We start from the raw sequence: 18,110 nt of genomic DNA on the forward strand, positions 1-18,110 counted from the left end.
CGCCGCGGCCCCGTCGGATCACCGAGGGCACCAGCGAGCACGAGGTCTATCTGCCGACGGGGGCACTGTCCCCGAACCGGCAGACCCGTGATCCGCTGCCCGACACGCTGCTCAAGCGGGTCAAGCAGTTCTCGGGCCGTCTCTCGACCGAGGCGGTGGGGTCGATGCAGGATCGGCTGCCGTTCTTCGCCGATCTGGACGCCGCGCAACGCGCGGGCGTGCAGATGCTGGTGCAGACGGCGGTCGTGAACTTCCTGGAGTGGTTGCAGGATCCCGATTCCGATATCCGCTTCAGCCTGGACGCGTTCCAGGTGATTCCACAGGATCTGGCGCGGCGGCTCACGCTGCGCCAGACCGTGGACATGGTGCGGGTGGCCATGGACTTCTTCGAACAGTGGCTGCCCGCGCTGGCCCGCAACGATCGTCAGCTGGTCGCGCTCACCGAGGCGGTGCTGCGATACGGGCGTGAGCTCGGTTTCGCGGCCGCCTCGGTGTACGCCAGCGCCGCCGAATCGCGTGGCGCCTGGGATACCCGCCTGGAGGCCCTGGTGGTCGACGCGGTGGTCCGGGGCGACACGGGGCCCGACATGCTTTCGCGGGCCGCCACGTTGAACTGGGACGCCACCGCGCCCGCCACCGTGCTGGTCGGTACACCCCCACTCGACCAGAGCGTGTCCACGGTCGGCGCGGTGCACACCATCGCGACCAAACACGGCAGGGCCGCGCTCGCGGTGGTGCAGGGTGCGCGGCTGGTGATGGTGGTCAGCGGGAATCTGGGGGAGTCCGGCATGGGTTCGCCGTTCCTCACCGATCTGCTGGCCGAGGTGTTCTCCGACGGGCCGGTGGTGATCGGCCCGACGATGCGCACCCTCGGCGCCGCGCACGCGTCGGCGATCGAGGCATTGGCCGGGATGGAGGCCGTGGTCGGCTGGCGCGGGGCGCCAAGACCCGTTCACGCCACGGAGTTGTTACCGGAACGCGCGTTGCTGGGCGATAGAGCTGCAATAGAGGCGTTGAACGAGTATCTTGTGGTGCCGTTGGCCGCTGCCGGATCTTCGTTATCCGACACACTCGACGCGTACCTGGATTGTGGTGGAGCAGTAGAAACTTGCGCTCGGCGGCTGTACGTCCATCCAAATACCGTTCGGTACCGACTCAAACGAATCGGCGAAGTGACCGGTCGCGATCCGATGAATCCGCGCGACGCCTATGTGCTCCGGATTGCGGCGACGGTAGGTCGTTTGACACGAACACATAACGAATCGTCACCTCCCGTCACAGAAACCCCGCCCACCTCACTGACTCCGGACCCCCTGTAACGGGATCGGCGAATCGGTCGATCCCGACACCCCACCTCGGATTTTGTGGGACCCCTACAAAAGCGATCCAAAAGCTTCATTCGCGCCGACATCTCATGCGGCGGGGGTCACAGTGTTGTCTTAGGGGGTGATCGCGTTGCTCACCCCTGGACAGGGGTCCCAGACACCCGGCATGCTCACGCCGTGGCTCGCACTTCCCGGTGCGACTGATCGCCTCGAGCTCTGGTCGAAGGCCGCAGGCCTGGACCTGGTCCGTCTCGGTACCACCGCGACGGCCGAGGAGATCGTCGACACCGCGGTGACGCAGCCACTCGTGGTCGCCGCCGCCCTGCTCGCGTTCGCCGAAATCGCCCCAGGGTCGATTCCGGCGGATACAGTCGTCGCCGGACACTCGGTCGGCGAATTCGCCGCAGCCGCTGTCGCCGGTGTCATCACCGCCGACGAGGCCGTCGCCCTCGCCGCTATCCGCGGCCGGGAGATGGCCAAGGCCTGCGCACTGGAGCCGACCGGCATGTCCGCGGTGCTCGGTGGCGACGAAGCCACCGTGCTCGCACGGCTCGCCGAACTCGATCTCGTCCCGGCCAACCGCAACGCGGTCGGCCAGATCGTCGCGGCGGGCCGCCTGGAAGCTCTGGCGGAGCTCGCCGCGAACCCGCCGGAGAAGGCACGGGTCCGCGCGTTGCCCGTCGCCGGTGCGTTCCACACCGTCTTCATGGCCCCGGCACAGGAAGCTGTCGCCGATGCCATCGCCCAGATCTCGCCGAGCGACCCGATCCGGACGCTGCTGTCGAACTTCGACGGACAGCCGGTCACCTCGGGCGCCGACGCGATCGAAAAACTTGCCGCTCAGGTCACGCGCCCCGTGCGCTGGGACCTGTGCAACGAGACCATTCGCGCCGCGGCCGTGGAGGCCGTGGTCGAACTACCCCCGGCAGGGACCCTCGTCGGCATTGCCAAGCGGGAACTGAAGGGCACGCCCAATCTGGCCCTCAAGACCCCGGAAGACCTCCCCGCGTTGGTCGAACTGACCACCTCGGGCTAGCTTTCCCCCGGCGGCCATGCACAGCGCAGTGCAGGCCGTTCACGAACCCTACAAATAGAAACAAGAAGGGAGCCACCAAAGTGGCCGCTCTGACCCAGGAACAGATCGTCGAAGAACTCGGCAAGATCATCGAAGAGGTTACGGGTATCGAACCCTCCGAGGTGACCCTCGAGAAGTCCTTCGTCGACGACCTGGACATCGACTCGCTGTCCATGGTCGAGATCGCTGTGCAGATGGAAGACAAGTACGGCGTCAAGATCCCCGACGAGGATCTGGCCAGCCTGAAGACCGTCGGCGACTCCGTCGCTTACGTCCAGAAGCTCGAGGCCGAGAACGCCGACGTCGCCGCCGAGCTCAAGGCCAAGTTCGACAGCGCCGGCGAGTAGGGCCGAACTTTGACCACTCCTGCTCCCAGTACTTTGAACGGGAACTTCCCCAACGTCGTCGTCACTTCGATGGCGGCGACCACGTCGATCGCTGGTGATGTCGATGCGACGTGGAAGGGACTCCTCAACGGTGAGAGCGGAATCGACGTTCTCGAGGATTCCTTCATCGAGGAATACGACCTGCCGGTGCGAATCGGCGGTCACCTGAAGGTCAGCCCCGACACTCTGTTGAGCCGGGTCGAGATCCGCCGCATGGCGTATGTCGAGCGCCTGGCGACCGTCCTCGGTCGTGAGGTGTGGAAGAACGCGGGCAGCCCCGAGGTCGACAACGACCGTCTCGGCGTCGCGATCGGCACCGGACTCGGCGGCGGCGACGCCCTGATCGACTCGGTCGACAAGCTGAAGAACGGCGGCTATCGCAAGATCTCGCCGCTGGCTGTTCAGATGGTCATGCCGAACGGTCCGTCGGCGGTCGTCGGTCTCGAGCTGAAGGCCAGGGCGGGAGTGGTCACTCCGGTCTCGGCGTGCTCGTCGGGTTCGGAGGCCATCGCCAACGCGTGGCGGATGATCGTGATGGGTGACGCCGACATCGTCGTCACCGGCGGTGTCGAGGGCTTCATCGACTCGGTGCCGATCGCGGCGTTCTCCATGATGCGCGCGATGAGTACCCGCAACGACGATCCGAAGGGCGCCTCGCGTCCCTTCGACAAGGATCGCGACGGGTTCGTCTTCGGTGAGGCAGGCGCGCTCATGGTCATCGAGACCGAAGAGCACGCCAAGGCGCGCGGTGCCACCATCCACGCTCGTCTGCTTGGTGCCGGTATCACTTCCGACGGTTTCCACCTGGTGGCTCCCGATCCCGAGGGCACCGGTGCGGCCAGGGCGATGACTCGCGCGATGCAGACCGCTGGTCTGACCAAGAGCGACATCACCCACATCAACGCCCACGCGACCGCGACTCCCATCGGCGACTCCGCCGAGGCGAACGCGATCCACAAGGCGATCGGTAAGCACGCTTCGGTGTACGCGCCGAAGTCGGCACTCGGTCACTCGATCGGCGCCGTCGGCGCCCTCGAGTCGATCCTCACGGTGCTCGCGATCCGGGACGGCATTGTTCCGCCGACACTGAACCTGGACAACCAGGATCCGGAGATCGATCTCGATGTGGTGCACGGGGAAGCCCGTCGCCAGGAAATCGAGTACGCGATCAACAATTCCTTCGGTTTCGGTGGGCACAACGTCGCGCTCGCCTTCGGTCGGGCGTAACCAGCCGCATCGACTGCACATCCGATCCCCGGTTGGGGGTCGTGCCAACTGAATGGTTCGACCCCCACCGGCGGTTCGCCACAGCAGCCGCCACCGCGGCAATTTTTTCGAAGGAGTGAGCGCGATGACCATCATTGCTCCCGCGTTTCAAGACACCACCACCGATCCGCGCGACCCGCTGGGTCGGCTCCAACGTTTCTTCGACCCCGGCACCGTCCTGCCGCTGCATCCGCGTGACCGCTCCGGCGTGCTCGCCGCGATCGGCGAGGTCGACGGTGTCCGCACCGTGGCCTACTGCTCCGACGCCACCATCATGGGTGGCGCGATGGGTGTCGAGGGCTGCAAGCACATCGTCGACGCGATCGACACCGCGATCGAATCCTCCATCCCCGTTGTCGGGCTGTGGCACTCCGGTGGTGCGCGGCTGGCCGAGGGTGTCGAGGCGCTGCACGCGGTAGGCCTGGTCTTCGAGGCCATGGTTCGCGCGTCCGGCCTTGTTCCCCAGATTTCGGTGGTCCTCGGCTTCGCCGCCGGTGGCGCCGCCTACGGTCCCGCGCTGACCGATGTGGTCATCATGGCGCCCGAGGGCCGCGTTTTCGTCACCGGACCCGATGTGGTGCGCTCGGTGACCGGCGAGAACGTCGACATGGAGACCCTCGGTGGTCCCACCACCCACTTCAAGAAGTCCGGCGTCTGCCACATCGCCGCCGATGACGAGGCCGATGCGATGCATCGCGCGCGTCGGCTGGTGTCGATGTTCGCCGAGCAGGGCGAGTTCGACCTGGTTGCCGCCGAGCACGGCGATGTCGACCTCAAGGCGATGCTGCCGGAGTCGGCCAAGCGCGCCTACGACGTGAAGCCGATCGTGCACGAGCTGCTCGACAATGTCGACGGCGAGTCCTCCTTCGAGGAACTCCAGGGTGGTTACGCCCGCAGCATGGTCACCGGTCTCGGTCGTCTCGGCGGTCGCACCGTCGGCGTCCTCGCCAACAACCCGCTGCGCCTTGGTGGTTGCCTCAACTCCGAAAGTGCCGAGAAGGCTTCGCGTTTCGTGCGGCTGTGCGACGCGTTCGGCATCCCGCTGATCGTGGTCACCGACGTCCCCGGCTACCTGCCCGGTGTCGGCCAGGAACTCGAGGGCGTGGTCCGCCGCGGCGCGAAACTGCTGCACGCGTTCGCCGAAGCCCGCGTTCCCCGCGTCACCCTGGTGACCCGCAAGATCTACGGCGGCGCCTACATCGCGATGAACGCCCGCGCCCTCGGCGCCACCGCCGTCTACGCCTGGCCCGGCTCCGAAGTCGCGGTCATGGGCGCCAAGGCCGCCGTTGGCATCCTCCACAAGAAGGCACTCGCCGCGGCCCCCGAATCCGAGCGCGAAGCCCTGCACGAACGCCTCACCGCCGAACACGAACAGCTCGCGGGCGGCGTCGAACGCGCCGTCGCCATCGGCGTCGTCGACGAGGTCATCGACCCCGCCAAGACCCGCAGCATCATCGCCGCGGCCCTGGCCGCCGCCCCGGCCCGCAAGAGCCACCACAAGAACATCCCCCTGTGATCTGAACGCAGTAGTCATTTCGACGGCCGTCGCCATCCTCCTGATTCAGGTAGTGGCGGCGGCCGTTTCGCTTTCGCTCCAGTCGTATTCGTCGATGTCGAGTTCTGCACCGGTCTCGAGCAGGAACTCGAGCACTGGTGATGACAGATGCCACCCGAGTGGACGTGGCCAGTCGCGGCACTCTGACCAGGGTGTTCCACCAGGCGCCCCGTGTACACCATCTGGATCGTGGTAATAGCGCACGACATTCATACTCGTGCTCACCTCTGGATCCGCGATCAGTGAAATCACTTGGGGGAGTATCGGTTTCACTCGGGCGATCAGGTGCTCGATCTGTTCATCAATACTCTCGCTACTGTGTCGGACGATTCTCCAGCTGTGGGAGCGGGGAATGCGGTGCCGCGCGGATTTGCTTCCCAACACCATCACTTCGTCCGGATCCATCTGTAGCCGACCAGCCATCTCGGCCGCCGACATCGTGCCGCTGTACAACGCGAAATAGGAATACTGACGGATCTTCATCACCGCGAGATCCCACCACGGATCCGTCGGCTTGTCAGCCGGGTTTCGCGGGTTGGGTGGGCCCTTCCGCGCAAAACTATCCGCGTGCGTTCGAAGCGGGAAGTCCGTAACCTGGCGCCTGATCAGGAGGGGCGAAATGGTGCGTCGGCGAAGTCCGCAGGAGAAGAAGTCGCTCAGTTACGCCAAGGATCGTCGTAATGGGTACGGGGAGAACGACAAGAGCTCGCGTAAGAACATCGCGCGTAACAAGCGGATCCTGAACCGTGTCGACCGTCATCGCGACAGCGTCTTCGTCGGAGCCACCGGACCGGTCGACCTCGAGGCCGCCGAAAACTGTGAGGTCGACTTGTTGTCGAGGCGATCGAAGTGGCAGACGGCGGGCTGGCGGAAGTGGCCGGATGCGCCGCTGCGCGAGATGGTGGCGTACAAGTTGCGGCGTCGCGAGCAACGGTTCGCGTTGGCCGTGTGGCGGGCGAACGAGGGCGAGGTCGTAGTCGATGAGGCCTGAGCGGTCGCTGTCACCGCGTTCACGCGCATAATGGCAGGGTGCGCTATGAGGAACTCGCGGATGTGCCGTGTTCGATCACGCGGCCGTTGGTGATTTTCGGTGACCGGTGGACGTTGTTGATTTTGAAGTATTGCTTTGCCGGGGTGCGGCGGTTCAATGCGTTTCAGGGGGCGTTGGGGATTTCGCGGAGTCGGTTGCGGGATCGGCTCGATCGGTTGATCGAGCACGAGATTCTGGTGAAGCGGCCTGTTGAGGACGGTGCTTACGAGGAGTATCGGCTCACCGAGAAGGGCCATGCGATCTATCCGATCCTGATGGCGATTCGCGATTGGGGTGACGCCTACATGGCGCCCGACGGTCCTCCGGTGCGCTACAACCATCGCGACTGCGAAGGCGAAGGCCACGTCCATCTGACCTGCGATCAGTGCCAGGCCGAGGTCACCGCGCGCGACATCGTGCCCGAGCCGGGCCCGGGGATCACCGCGCGGGGCCAGCTGGACAGTTGATCACCAGGCGATGGGGGCGGCATCGCCCGAGAGGGATTAGCCACCATCGCCTGGTGATCTTGATCCGTCAGGACGTGTGCCAGGTGACCTGGTCTTCGAGGGGGGCTCGGGCGGTGCGGAAGGTGTTGATGGGGTGGGTAGGGTCGGGGTGGCCGAAGGAGATGCCGAAGACGACCTTGCGGGTGTTGGGGATGGCGAAGTAGTCGCGGATGAAGGGGGAGTAGGAGGCGAGGGCGGCCTGGGGGGCGGCGCCGAGGCCGAGGGCTTGGGCGCCGAGGAGGAAGTTCTCGAGCCAGAGGCCGCAGTCGATGGCGCCGTAGATGCCGAGGTCGGCTTCGGAGGTGACGATCGCGACGTGGGGGGCGTCGAAGAGTTCGAAGTTGCGCACCATCTGGCGCATGGTCTTCTCGTGGTCGCCCTTGATGATGCCGACGCTGTCGTAGAGCTGGAACCCGCAGGCGCGGCGACGGTCCCGGTACACACCCTCGTAGGCGGCGGGGAACTCGAAATCGGGTGTGCTGCCGGTGGTTTGGATGTGGGCGAGGAGTTCCTTGCGGAACCGGTCGGTGCCTTCGCCCGAGGTGACCACGACCTGCCACGGCTGGGTGTTGCACCACGACGGGGTGCGTTGCGCCAGGGTCAGGAGCTGTTCGATGGTGGCGCGGTCGACCGGTTCGGGCGTGAACTGGCGGCACGTCCAGCGTTCGTCGGCCAACCGCTGGAGGGTCGCGAAATCGCTGCTGTCGTGGTCGGTCTGCGCCATCGCGTGGCTCCCTCGGTCGTGGAGAACTGGTCTCATTTCGAGACTAACTTAGCAGTTGCGCCGCTGCCGTGGAACCCGCCGACACCACGACTTCGGGTGTCGGCGGCCGGAGTTCAGCCGCGTCGACGGACGACGACCAGGATCGCGACACCGATGCCGACGACCAGCACGACACCTGCGCCGATGAGGCCGTAGAAGGTCCACGGCCGGGCAACGGTCGCCGGACCGGCCACGGCGACAGGCTGTTCCGCGCCCGGCTGCGCACTGACGCCGCGATAGGTCGGACCGGGTTCGGCCGCACCCGCCACGGTGACGTCGAGCTGCACCGGCGTCGGCGGCAGGGCATCCGCGCCCGACGGGATGCCGACCTTCACGGCGAGGTCATACCAACCGGCCACCGACTGTGCGCGAACGTCGTAGCTGTCGCGGTTGGCGTAGCGGATCGGCACCGATGCCAGGCGGAGTTCGGCGCTCGAGCGGCCGGTGTAGGCATTGGTGTCGGAGCCGATTTCGGTGCCGAGCGGGGAGTACAGCGTGGTCGTCACGTTCGAGGCCGCCGTGCTGTTGGCGCCGCCGGTCTCGGCGAAACGCACCCGGTAGGCCAACCCCTGCCCCCATTCGAGGCGAACGCGGTAGAACACGTACTCGCCCGACTGCACGGTGTCGGCGTAGCTGCCGCCGCCGGGCAGCGTAGCAGCGGTCGTGAACGAGCCACTGCCGCTGATGGTTTGGGCAGGCGCTGTCGGTTCGGTGAACGCGGTCTCGGTGGTCGAGGCCGCCGGGCCGGGGTCGGTGACGCCCGGTTCGATGCCGACGAGAATCTCCACGGGCAACCGATCCGACGAGCCTGCCGACACCAGATCCCAGGTCAGTTCGAAGGTGTAGCGACCGGCGCCGGTGCACTTGTCCGACGTTGGTTCGGCCGCGCTGTCGAAAGCCTTGGCGACGGTGAGAGTGGCGCCGTCGCTCGACCGGGTCTCGAGCTGACGTTCGCGAGTGCCGCACTCGACGCTCTCGCGACCGAAGAGGCGAAGGTCGAGTGCGTTCATGTCATCGGACGTCGAGGTGCTTCGCCCGCGGGGGAACGAGACGATCCCGGTGAAGTAGGCCGTGGCGCCCTCTGGCACGTCGACCGCGTAGTACCGCTTCTCCTGCTGACCGAGGGTGTCGAGGTACTGGCCGGGCGTCGCGACCGGTGCGGTACCGATGGCGTCGGTGCCGGTGATGGGGGTGCCGGTGGCTTGGTAATCGCGCAGCGCGGCCGTACTGACCTGCGGCAGAATGCGTTCCAGTGCTGCACCGTCGGCGGCATCGCTGTAGGTGCCGCCGGTGGCCTGGGCCGTACAGGTGAGTTGAGCGCGCGCCTTGTCGTCGACGGCGAACCCGATCGAATGCACGACCAGGTCGATACCCTGCTGCTTCAACTCCTTGGCGACCTCGCACGGGTCCGGCGGCGAACAGGTGTCGTCGCCGTCGGAGACGAGCACGATCGAGCGTGGCCCGGAATCGGGCAGTGCGTCGGCGGCCTGGCGCAGCGCGGTGCCCATCGGGGTCCAGCCGCGCGCGTGGATACCGTCGACGGCGGTGGTGAGGGCGGACTTGTCGATGGTCTTCGGCTGCGCCAGCACCTGGACGTCGCGGCAGCCCGCCGCCTTGTCGGCCTCGGAATTGCTGGTGCCGGTGCCGTAGGTGGTGAGTCCGACCGAGGACTCGGCGGGTGCGGAGGCGACGAACGAACGCACGGCGCGTTTCGCGGAATCCATCATGGTGCCGCCCTGATCGGGGCGCTCCATCGAGCCGGAAGCGTCGAGGATGAGCATGGTCGGCGCGTACTGCCCGGGGTCGGCCTGCGCCAGGACCGGTAACGATGCCGGCAGCACCGTGAGGGCTACGGCGGTGAGTGCGGCGGTCAGCGTGCTGGTTCTCGGCATCGTCCTCGGCTTCGGTGCAGCGGGGTGAAACCGGACAGACGTTACCTATCGCTCTACTCTCGGCGGAAGTGTTGCACCCCACCGTTTGAAACACTCGATCGCGTTTGCGCAGGTGGGGGCCGCCTCGCTCGCGCCTGCGGCGGATCGGGTCAGTTCCGGGGCACAATCGACCGCATGGCTTTGCAGGCCCGCGACGCGCAGGAGCGCAAACGGCACGGCAGGCACTACACGCCGCCGGAGCTCGCGCGGTTCCTGGCGCGACGGGCGCTGCGGTACGCGCCACGTGCCGGGGTGCTGCGGGTGCTCGACCCGGCCTGCGGGGACGGGGAGCTGTTGCTGGCGGTGCATCGGGAAATCGCGGCCGCCGCACCGGATGTCACGGTTCGCCTCACGGGATATGACCTCGACCCGCGGGCTGTCGAGGAAACCGCAGGGCGGGCCGGTGACCTCGGCCTCGAAATAGACTGCTGTGCGGGCGATTTCCTGGCGGCGTCGGATCGGCTGGCCGACGGCTCGTTCGATGTGATCATCAGCAATCCGCCGTACGTGCGCACCCAGCAGTTGGGTGGCGCGACGGCCCAGCTGCTGAGCAAACAGTTCGGTCTACGCGGACGGATCGATCTGACTCACCCCTTCGTGGCCGTCGCGCCGCGGCTGCTGGCCGCGGACGGCGTGCTCGGATTGCTCTGTGCCAACAGGTTTCTCACGACCAGGGCCGGGGCGAACCTGCGCCGGATACTCACCGGCGAATTGACACCGGTGGAGCTCTACGACCTGGGTGACACCAAATTGTTCGCGGCGGCGGTCCTGCCTGCCATCGCCGTTGCCACCCGAACGGTCTGCGGAGCCGATTGCCGTTACGTGGCGGCCTACGAGGAGGTCGGTGCCGAACCAGACTGTGCCACAGAGCTGTTCGATGCGCTGGCGGGCGATCATGGCTGTTTGGTTCGTGACGGTCGGCGGGTGTTCGCGGTGGAGGTCGGCGTGCTGGATACGGGGACCCCGCAGGAACCGTCGCAGATGCCGACTCTACCTACGAAAGCTGTTGTAGTGAGGGCGGCTTCGGAGCCTACGGTTGGGATACCGGCACGCGTCGAACGTCACGGTGACAGCGCCTGGCGGATGTCGCGCCCGGAGGTGGACCGCTGGCTCGGCCTGATCGCCGACCGCACCTGGCGCACATTCGGTGACACCGCGCGTATCCGGGTGGGGATCAAGACCACCGCGGATCGGGTGTTCATCTCCGATCGGTGGGATCAGATGGACCCGAGCCCCGAACCGGAACTGTTGCGGGAGTTGATCACTCACCATGATTTACAACCGTGGCGAGTCAGCATGGCGCGTGGCACACGGGTGCTCTATCCCTACGATCTGCGCCAACCGCGCCGCACCCCGATCGATCTCGCTGAATTCCCCTGTGCGGAGGCATATTTACGGTCCCACGAACAGGCGCTGTCGGGGCGGCGTTATGTGCTCGACGGTGGCCGGAAGTGGTTCGAGATCTGGGTTCCGCAGCGTCCGCACCTGTGGGGCGCACCGAAATTGGTGTTTCCCGATATCAGCGAGCGTCCACGGTTCGCCCTCGATCGGTCGGGTGCGGTCGTCAACGGTGACTGCTATTGGATCTCGCTCACCGACCTCGGAGATCGCGCCACGGATCTGGCGTATCTGCTGATGGGAGTGGCGAATTCGGCACTGGGGCTGCGGTTCTACGACGCGGTCTGCGGTAATCGGCTGTACTCGGGCCGACGCCGCTGGATCACCCAATACGTTGCCCGGCTGCCGGTGCCCGACCCGTCGTGTCCGGCGGCGGCCGACATCGTGCGAAGTGTCCGTGCGCTGTTGGAAGACGGTGTGCCGGTGGCGGATTCGGGAATCGACGAGGTGGTGGCGGCGGCGTTCGGGGTCTCAGTGGATGTCGCGGATGCCGACCATCGGTAGCAGCGTGCGCCGGGCGAACTCGCGTCCGGCTTCCGCGTCGTCGAGCGGGATGAGTCCGTCCGGGGTCAGCGCCAGCGAGAGCGCGAGCCGCGCCATGACCTCGGCGACCAGATCGGGGTCGAAATCCGGCACCGGCGCGCTGACCTGCAGCTCGCGCAACTTCTCGGCCAGATACCCGCGCCCGACGGCGAGAATCGGTCCGGCCTCGGTGGTGAGCCGGGGCAGGATGATCTCGGGCTCGGTGCCGAGCAACCGGCGTAGCAGTTCATTGCCCGCGATGGTGGTGACGAAGGCGACGAAGATCTCGACCAGCTGTTCGCCCGGCTCGGTCACCGCGCGCACCCGCTCGTCGATATCGGTCACATAGCGCTGCGCCTCGCGCACGCCGACCGCTTCTACCAGGTCGTTCTTGGATTCGTAGCGCCGATAGAGGGTGGCCGGGCTGATCCCGGCCCGCCGCGCGATCTCGCCCATGCTCGTGCGTTTGATCCCGAAATCCAGAAACGCCGACAGCGCACTGTCGAGCAGCTTCTCCCCGTCGGTGACGGGTTTTTCGAGTATCCGCGCGAGGATGGACGAAACGGTAGGCATTGCCCCATTATCCCTATGGGGACAGATCGAGCGCTGCCATCTCCTGCTCGATCGCGTTGGCCGCGAAATGTACTCCGCGAGAACGTAGTTCGTGAACGCGGGAGTGGAGTGCCTCGATCCCGCCGGGCTGCGCCGCGATATCGGCCACGCTGAGCCGTCCCGCCGCTCGGCGCACACCGGAATGCACGTATGCCACCGTGATACCTCCTGCCTCGCGTAGCCGGTGCCGATCGCTGTGCTGATCGATCGCCACGCAGTACGCAGGACAAAATGCTACCAGCGTTCCCTACTGGTCATTTGCTCAGTGTGACGAGTCACAAGACCTCGGCGTCACGATGGTTGGTCAGATTGTGCAGGTACACCGCGGCGTTGAGCTTGATCCCGTCCTGCTGGGCCGGGGTGAGTTCGCGACGCACCTTGCCCGGCACACCGGCCACCAGTGAGCCCGGCGGAATCTGCGCGCCCTCGGGAATCAGTGCATTGGCCGCGATCAGACTGCCCGCGCCGATCACCGCGCCGTTGAGCACCGTCGCGCCCATGCCGACCAGCACATCGTCGCCGATGGTGCAGCCGTGCAGAATCGCGTTGTGTCCCACCGAGACTCCGGTGCCGACGGTGAGCGCGAAACCGGGGTCGGCGTGCAGCACGCAGCCGTCCTGGATATTGGTGCGCGCACCGATGGTGATCTGCTCGAGGTCACCGCGCAGCACCGCCGAGTACCAGACGCCGACCTCGGCACCCAGGCGCACCCGGCCGATCACGGTCGCGTTCGGCGCGACCCAGGCCGTGTCGTCGATCTCGGGCGTGAAGCCGCTCACCTTGATGATCATGAACCGATTATCGCGCTGCCCCGCGGAACTGCGCGCGGTGGGCCGCCGGGGAGGTGCCGAGCATGCGGTGGAAGTGGTGGCGCAGGCTCACGGTGCTGCCGAAACCGGTGTCGCGGGCGACCCGGTCGACGGTGTCGTCGGTCGATTCCAGCAGCAGTCGGGCGTGGTCGATGCGCTGCTGCAGCAGCCACTGCTGGGCGCTGGTGCCGGTGCGTTCGCGGAAGCGGCGGGTGAAGGTGCGTCGCGACATCAGCGCCTCGCGTGACCAGTTGTCGAGGTCGATGGCGGTGTCGAGGCGGGCGCGAGCCCACGCCATCGCGCGTTCGATCGGGTCGTCGGTGTCGTCGTCGGGCACCGCGACCGGAATGAACTGTGCCTGCGAACCGTGGCGATGCGGGGCGGTGACCAGCGATCGCGCCAGTTCGGTGGCGGCGCGGGCGCCGTGGTCGGTGCGCACGATGTGCAGGCAGCAGTCGAGTGCGGCGGCGACGCCCGCGGAGGTGATCACGTCGCCAAGGTCGCTCCACAGGGTGTCGGCGCGGACCTGGATTGCCGGGTAGGCCATGGCGAGGGCGTCGGCGTCGGCCCAGTGCGTGGTGACTTCGCGACCGTCGGCGAGGCCGGTCGCCGCGATCGCCCAGGAGCCGAGGCACAGGCCGACCAGCCGGGCGCCGTTGGCGTGGGCGATGTGGACCGCCTCGTTCAGCGCGGGCGAAATTCCTCGGCCGCGTAGCCATCCGGGAAAGACCACCAGGTCGGCGGTGCTCACGGTGTCGAGTCCGTGTTGGACCGTGATGTCGAAACCGGCTGTGGTGGCCAGTGTTCCGGGTTCCTCTGCGCACACTCGCACGTCATAGGGTGACAGACCGTCGATGCCCGATCTGCCGAACACCAGGCTGGGTACCGACAGGTGGAACGGGCTGATTCCGTCGAACGCGATCACGGCCACCGAGGTCATGGCCCGATCTTATCGGTGTACGGCCTGCAGGCCACTGTCGAGGCGCTGCTCGCCCGGCGAAAGTTGTCGACATGACCGAGACGACCACCCGCCCCGCCCTGACCGCCGCCCTGCACATCGGCGGCCCGACCCTGCGTTTCCGCTACGGCGGACTGACCTGGCTCACCGATCCCACCTTCGACGAACCCGGCGTCTATCCGGGCCCGATCACCTTGCACAAGCTCAGTGGTCCCGCGATTGCGGTGGCGGAGATCGGGGCCATCGACGCGGTGCTGCTCTCGCACGACGAGCACGCCGACAACCTCGACAACGCCGGTCGCGCGCTGCTCGCCGAGGTCGACACCGTGCTCTCGACCCCGGGCGCCGCGAGCCGGATCGACGGTGTGCGTGGGCTGCAACCTTGGGAGACGGTGACCGTCGGCGCGGTGGAGGTCACCGCGGTGCCTGCCCTGCACGGGCCGGAGGGGTGCGAGCCGTTCAGTGGTGCGGTCACGGGATTCGTGCTGCGGGCGACGGGGGAGCCGACGGTGTACGTGTCCGGCGACAACGCGTCGGTGGCGTTGGTGGAGCAGATCGTCGAACGGATCGGGCGTATCGATGCCGCGGTGTTGAACATCGGCGGAGCCAATGTGGGGCTGTTCGGCGACACCGATGTCACGTTGAACGCCCGCACCGCCGTCGCGGCCGCCGCGGCGCTCGGTGATGCGGTGATCGTGGCCGTGCACGCGGAGGGATGGGGCCACTTCAGTGAGTCGCTGGACTATCTCGAGCGCACCTTCGCCTATGCCGATCGTGCGCATCAGCTGATCGTGCCGGTGCGGGGTGAAACGTTTTCGGTGTGAACGGCTATTCATCGAATAGTTCTGCTATCTAAGTATTTTCGTCGACCCGCGCCTGCCCCCGCAGGCGCGGGTCCGTGGTTCGAGGAGAAGCCAATGTTACGGAAGTTGCTGAAGGGCAATCGGTTCCGTGTAGTGCTCGGTGTGCTGGCGGCGCTGGTTGTGTTCGCTGTCAGTGCCTGCTCGTCGAACGGTGGTGACTCCGGTGGCTCGAGCTCGGTATCGAAGACTTCCGTGACCGTGACGAAGTCGGTGACACCGACGAGTTCGCCTGCGGCCTCGACTGATCCGGGCACGCCGGGTGGTGGATCGGCGCCGGAATCGTCGTACTACCACTCGCCCACCCAGGCCTCGCCGGGCTCGCCCGCGCAGCCTGAGATCCCGCCCGGACACACCTGTGTACCCGGCCCGGACTGTGGAACCGACAACTGCGGCGATCAATGTGGGATCCCGCCCGGGTACAACTGCATGCCGGGGCCGGATTGCGGAACGGACAACTGCGGCGACCAATGCGGTGTGACGCCCCCGACGGCCGTCACTCCGACGACCACCTCGCCGGCCCCGGCGACGACCACGAAGGAAACGACACCGACGAGCACAACCACGGTTCCGGCGACCGCACCGGAAACCACCTCCAGCGCGGCCGTGCCTGCTCCGTCGTAGGCATGGCGGCGATCCGCTGCGCAGCGGATCCGCCCGACGCGAATCCGACCTTCCCCGTGGCGGATTCGCTGTTCTACTGCGTGGCGAACATGCCGGCGCGGTCCCGCACACATCCACGGTCGCCCTCACCAACGCGACGCTGCCCTACGCGCTGGCGATCGCCGACAAGGGTTGGCGCGCAGCGTGTGCCGCCGACCCCGGTCTCGCCGCCGGACTCACGGCGGTCGACGGCAAGCTGCTCTCCGCCGAAGTCGCCGCCGCGCACGGGTATTCGCTCGGCGGATAGATGCCTACTTGCCGCCGCCCAGGTACCAATCCGGGGCGCCTTCGATGGGCAGGTCGCGGAGCTTGTCGGGGTTGCGGACGACATTGATCGCCACGACGCGACCGGCGTCGACGACGAACGAGAAGACGCCGGCGTGCTTGCCGTCGAAGACGACCAGGCCGGGCATGCCGTTGACCAGCACCGCCCGCCCCCAACCGTCGGCGGCCGTGTACCAGCCGAGCAGCATCTTGGCGATGAGCTCCGCACCGCGCACCGGCTGACGGATCGCGGGCACCTTGCCGCCGCCGTCGGCGGTGAGGACCACGTTCTCGTCGAGGATCCCGAGCAGCGAACTCAGATCACCCGAACGCCAGGCCAGCGAGAAGGCCGAGACGACCTTCTCCTGTTCGGCAGGCGAAGCGGGAAAACGTGGGGTGCCGTTCTCGACGTGCTTGCGGGCGCGCGAGGCGAGCTGGCGGACCGCGGCGGGCGTGCGCCCCACCACCTCGGCGACCTCGGGGCCGGTCATCCCGAACACGTCTTGCAGCACGAATGCGGTGCGTTCGGCGGGCGAGAGCGATTCGAGCACGACCAGCAGTGCGGTGGTGACGCGTTCGTCCTGGGAGATGCGATCGGCCGGATCGTCCCAGGAAGTGACCTCCGGTTCCGGCAGCCACTCGCCGACGTACTGTTCGCGGCGCATGCGCGCGGACCCGAGCTGGTCCAGCGCGAGACGGCCGATCACGGTGGTGAGCCAGGCGCGCAGATTGTCGATCTCGGCCGCCTTGCCCGCCTCGAATTGGCGTTGCAGGCGCAGCCACGCATCCTGCACCACGTCCTCGGCGTCGCTGATGCTGCCGAGCGTGCTGTAGGCGAGGCGCCGCAGGTAGGGGCGGTGTTCTTCGAAGCGGCGGGCCAGTTCGGCCTGGTCGAGAGGCTGCGGTGAGGTCATGGTGTGCGCCGTTCGGTTGATCTTGCTCGGGTCCGGCGATTCTAGAAGCGCCGTCACAGTGATAACGAACCAGCGGTGCCGGGTGTGACATTCCCTGCTGGGGATACCCTCGGCCGGTGCGGAAAGGGACGTCGACGGCGGCGGGGCTGGTGCTGGGATTCGTGCTGGATCGGGTATTCGCCGATCCGCGGCGGTGGCATCCGGTAGCCGGATTCGGTTCGGCGGCAGTGGCATTGGAAGGCAAGACCTACGCCGATGATCGCCGGGCCGGGGTGGTGCACGAGGTTGTCGCGGTCGGTTCGGTCGTCGGCATCGGTGTGCTGGTCTCCCGAGCTGGTGGGTCGAGCGGTCGCGGCACGGTGCTGGTGACCGCGCTGGCTACGTGGACCGCGTTGGGTGGGCGCAGTCTCGTTCGCGCCGGGCACGCCATGGCCGACCGCCTCGAAGCGGGGGATCTCACCGGTGCCCGTGAACTGTTGCCGTCGCTGTGTGGGCGTGACCCGTCGGTCCTCGATACCGAGGGGCTCGCGCGAGCCGCACTCGAATCCATCGCCGAGAACACCTCCGACGCGGCTGTTGGCCCGCTGCTGTGGGGTGCTGTCGCGGGGGTGCCGGGGGTGCTCGGTTACCGCGCGATCAACACCCTCGACGCGATGATCGGTTACCGCAACGAGCGCTATGAGAACTTCGGCTGGGCGGCGGCTCGGGTCGACGACCTTGCCAATCTGGTCCCCGCTCGTGTCACCGGTCTGCTCACTGCTGTCTTTGCCCCGCTGGTCGGCGGTACTGCGGGGGCGGCATGGCGTGCTTGGCGGCGGGATGCGGCCGGGCATCCGAGTCCGAATGCTGGGGTGGTCGAGGCGTCGATGGCGGGGGCGCTCGGGGTTCGACTCGGGGGGCTTACGCAGTATCGGCATGGGGTCGAGGTGCGGCCGGGTCTTGGTGACGGGCCGGCGCCGACGGTTGGGGATCTGCGTCGTGCGGTGCGGATGTCGGCGGTAGTGCAGGGTGGGGCGGTGGGGGTGGGTGTCTTGGTCAGTGTGTTGCGGCGTCAGTAGTCGGGACCGGGGGGTCCGGGAGGGGTGTCCGGGAGGGGTCTTAGGGGCACGACTTCGGGGTTTGAGTAGTGGTGGGTGGGGGTGGGTGGCAGGACTTCGGGGTTTGGTTGTCCCTGAGGTTTGACGCTGTGTTTATTGGAGCGCTGGCGCGCTCGAGTCGCGGCCCCAAGGGGCCGCCGGTTATCCACCCGCGCGTTCACAAACAGCGCCGAACG

At 67.1% G+C, this 18,110-nt stretch carries 18 protein-coding genes and 1 pseudogene; 11 read left to right on the top strand and 8 right to left on the bottom strand.

The annotated features are described in order from the left end of the window. Nucleotides 1–17 precede the first annotated feature (17 nt). From ACFW6D_RS22820 to ACFW6D_RS22840, 5 genes are all read left to right on the top strand, one after another. Nucleotides 18–1,319: a PucR family transcriptional regulator gene (locus tag ACFW6D_RS22820; protein WP_379331203.1), complete on the top strand. Its 1,302-nt coding sequence runs from the start codon at nt 18–20 to the stop codon at nt 1,317–1,319. A 127-nt stretch (nt 1,320–1,446) separates the two neighbouring features. Then, complete coding sequence (locus ACFW6D_RS22825; RefSeq protein ID WP_379331173.1) at nt 1,447–2,361, top strand: ACP S-malonyltransferase; 915 nt, start codon at nt 1,447–1,449, stop codon at nt 2,359–2,361. An 80-nt stretch (nt 2,362–2,441) separates the two neighbouring features. Next, a complete protein-coding gene (gene acpM / locus ACFW6D_RS22830; RefSeq protein WP_056821158.1) occupies nt 2,442–2,747 on the top strand; it encodes a meromycolate extension acyl carrier protein AcpM in 306 nt (101 codons plus the stop codon). 9 nt (nt 2,748–2,756) lie between these two features. Continuing rightward, the gene (locus ACFW6D_RS22835) at nt 2,757–4,013 is read left to right on the top strand and encodes a KasA/KasB family beta-ketoacyl-ACP synthase (protein WP_266299014.1); all 1,257 of its coding nucleotides are present in this window, start codon (nt 2,757–2,759) and stop codon (nt 4,011–4,013) included. 124 nt (nt 4,014–4,137) lie between these two features. Continuing rightward, nucleotides 4,138–5,568: an acyl-CoA carboxylase subunit beta gene (locus ACFW6D_RS22840; protein WP_379331175.1), complete on the top strand. Its 1,431-nt coding sequence runs from the start codon at nt 4,138–4,140 to the stop codon at nt 5,566–5,568. A 45-nt stretch (nt 5,569–5,613) separates the two neighbouring features. Here ACFW6D_RS22840 and ACFW6D_RS22845 read toward each other — a convergent pair whose 3' ends face one another. After that, on the bottom strand, nt 5,614–6,090 hold the full coding sequence (locus ACFW6D_RS22845) for a DUF4279 domain-containing protein (RefSeq protein ID WP_379331205.1): 477 nt from the start codon (nt 6,088–6,090) through the stop codon (nt 5,614–5,616). Between the two features lie 136 nt (nt 6,091–6,226). Between ACFW6D_RS22845 and ACFW6D_RS22850 the strand changes: the two genes are divergently transcribed. Then, nucleotides 6,227–6,598 carry a hypothetical protein gene (locus ACFW6D_RS22850; protein WP_379331177.1) on the top strand — a complete coding sequence of 124 codons (372 nt, stop codon included), beginning with the start codon at nt 6,227–6,229 and terminating at the stop codon, nt 6,596–6,598. A gap of 38 nt (nt 6,599–6,636) precedes the next feature. Then, the gene (locus tag ACFW6D_RS22855) at nt 6,637–7,104 is read left to right on the top strand and encodes a winged helix-turn-helix transcriptional regulator (RefSeq protein ID WP_379239041.1); all 468 of its coding nucleotides are present in this window, start codon (nt 6,637–6,639) and stop codon (nt 7,102–7,104) included. A gap of 67 nt (nt 7,105–7,171) precedes the next feature. Here ACFW6D_RS22855 and ACFW6D_RS22860 read toward each other — a convergent pair whose 3' ends face one another. Then, nucleotides 7,172–7,867, bottom strand: a complete 696-nt coding sequence (locus ACFW6D_RS22860; protein WP_379331179.1) for a nitroreductase — start codon at nt 7,865–7,867, stop codon at nt 7,172–7,174. A 113-nt stretch (nt 7,868–7,980) separates the two neighbouring features. Next, entirely contained in the window at nt 7,981–9,798 is a 1,818-nt protein-coding gene (locus ACFW6D_RS22865) for a VWA domain-containing protein (RefSeq protein WP_379331181.1), read from the bottom strand. 174 nt (nt 9,799–9,972) lie between these two features. Between ACFW6D_RS22865 and ACFW6D_RS22870 the strand changes: the two genes are divergently transcribed. After that, nucleotides 9,973–11,739, top strand: a complete 1,767-nt coding sequence (locus ACFW6D_RS22870; protein WP_379331183.1) for an Eco57I restriction-modification methylase domain-containing protein — start codon at nt 9,973–9,975, stop codon at nt 11,737–11,739. Here the strand turns inward: ACFW6D_RS22870 and ACFW6D_RS22875 are convergent. From ACFW6D_RS22875 to ACFW6D_RS22890, 4 genes are all read right to left on the bottom strand, one after another. Then, the gene (locus tag ACFW6D_RS22875; protein WP_379331185.1) at nt 11,707–12,330 is read right to left on the bottom strand and encodes a TetR/AcrR family transcriptional regulator; all 624 of its coding nucleotides are present in this window, start codon (nt 12,328–12,330) and stop codon (nt 11,707–11,709) included. The genes ACFW6D_RS22870 and ACFW6D_RS22875 overlap by 33 nt on opposite strands. 13 nt (nt 12,331–12,343) lie before the next feature. Beyond that, the gene (locus tag ACFW6D_RS22880) at nt 12,344–12,526 is read right to left on the bottom strand and encodes a hypothetical protein (protein WP_379331187.1); all 183 of its coding nucleotides are present in this window, start codon (nt 12,524–12,526) and stop codon (nt 12,344–12,346) included. A gap of 118 nt (nt 12,527–12,644) precedes the next feature. Next, complete coding sequence (locus ACFW6D_RS22885; protein ID WP_379331189.1) at nt 12,645–13,160, bottom strand: gamma carbonic anhydrase family protein; 516 nt, start codon at nt 13,158–13,160, stop codon at nt 12,645–12,647. A 7-nt stretch (nt 13,161–13,167) separates the two neighbouring features. Continuing rightward, nucleotides 13,168–14,118 (bottom strand): GlxA family transcriptional regulator, encoded by a 951-nt coding sequence (locus ACFW6D_RS22890; RefSeq protein ID WP_379331191.1) that lies wholly within the window; start codon nt 14,116–14,118, stop codon nt 13,168–13,170. 71 nt (nt 14,119–14,189) lie between these two features. Between ACFW6D_RS22890 and ACFW6D_RS22895 the strand changes: the two genes are divergently transcribed. Further along, nucleotides 14,190–14,960 carry an MBL fold metallo-hydrolase gene (locus ACFW6D_RS22895; protein WP_379331193.1) on the top strand — a complete coding sequence of 257 codons (771 nt, stop codon included), beginning with the start codon at nt 14,190–14,192 and terminating at the stop codon, nt 14,958–14,960. 698 nt (nt 14,961–15,658) lie between these two features. Next, nucleotides 15,659–15,906, top strand: a pseudogene (locus ACFW6D_RS22900) (alanine dehydrogenase); the annotation flags it as partial. A 4-nt stretch (nt 15,907–15,910) separates the two neighbouring features. On the opposite strand, the gene sigJ reads toward ACFW6D_RS22900, so the two are convergent. Next, complete coding sequence (sigJ, locus tag ACFW6D_RS22905) at nt 15,911–16,837, bottom strand: RNA polymerase sigma factor SigJ (RefSeq protein WP_379331195.1); 927 nt, start codon at nt 16,835–16,837, stop codon at nt 15,911–15,913. A gap of 116 nt (nt 16,838–16,953) precedes the next feature. Between sigJ and ACFW6D_RS22910 the strand changes: the two genes are divergently transcribed. Continuing rightward, a complete protein-coding gene (locus ACFW6D_RS22910; RefSeq protein WP_379331197.1) occupies nt 16,954–17,895 on the top strand; it encodes a cobalamin biosynthesis protein in 942 nt (313 codons plus the stop codon). Nucleotides 17,896–18,110: the final 215 nt, after the last annotated feature.

This window comes from Nocardia sp. NPDC058705 (genome assembly GCF_042749305.1).
Classification (GTDB): Bacteria; Actinomycetota; Actinomycetes; order Mycobacteriales; family Mycobacteriaceae; genus Nocardia.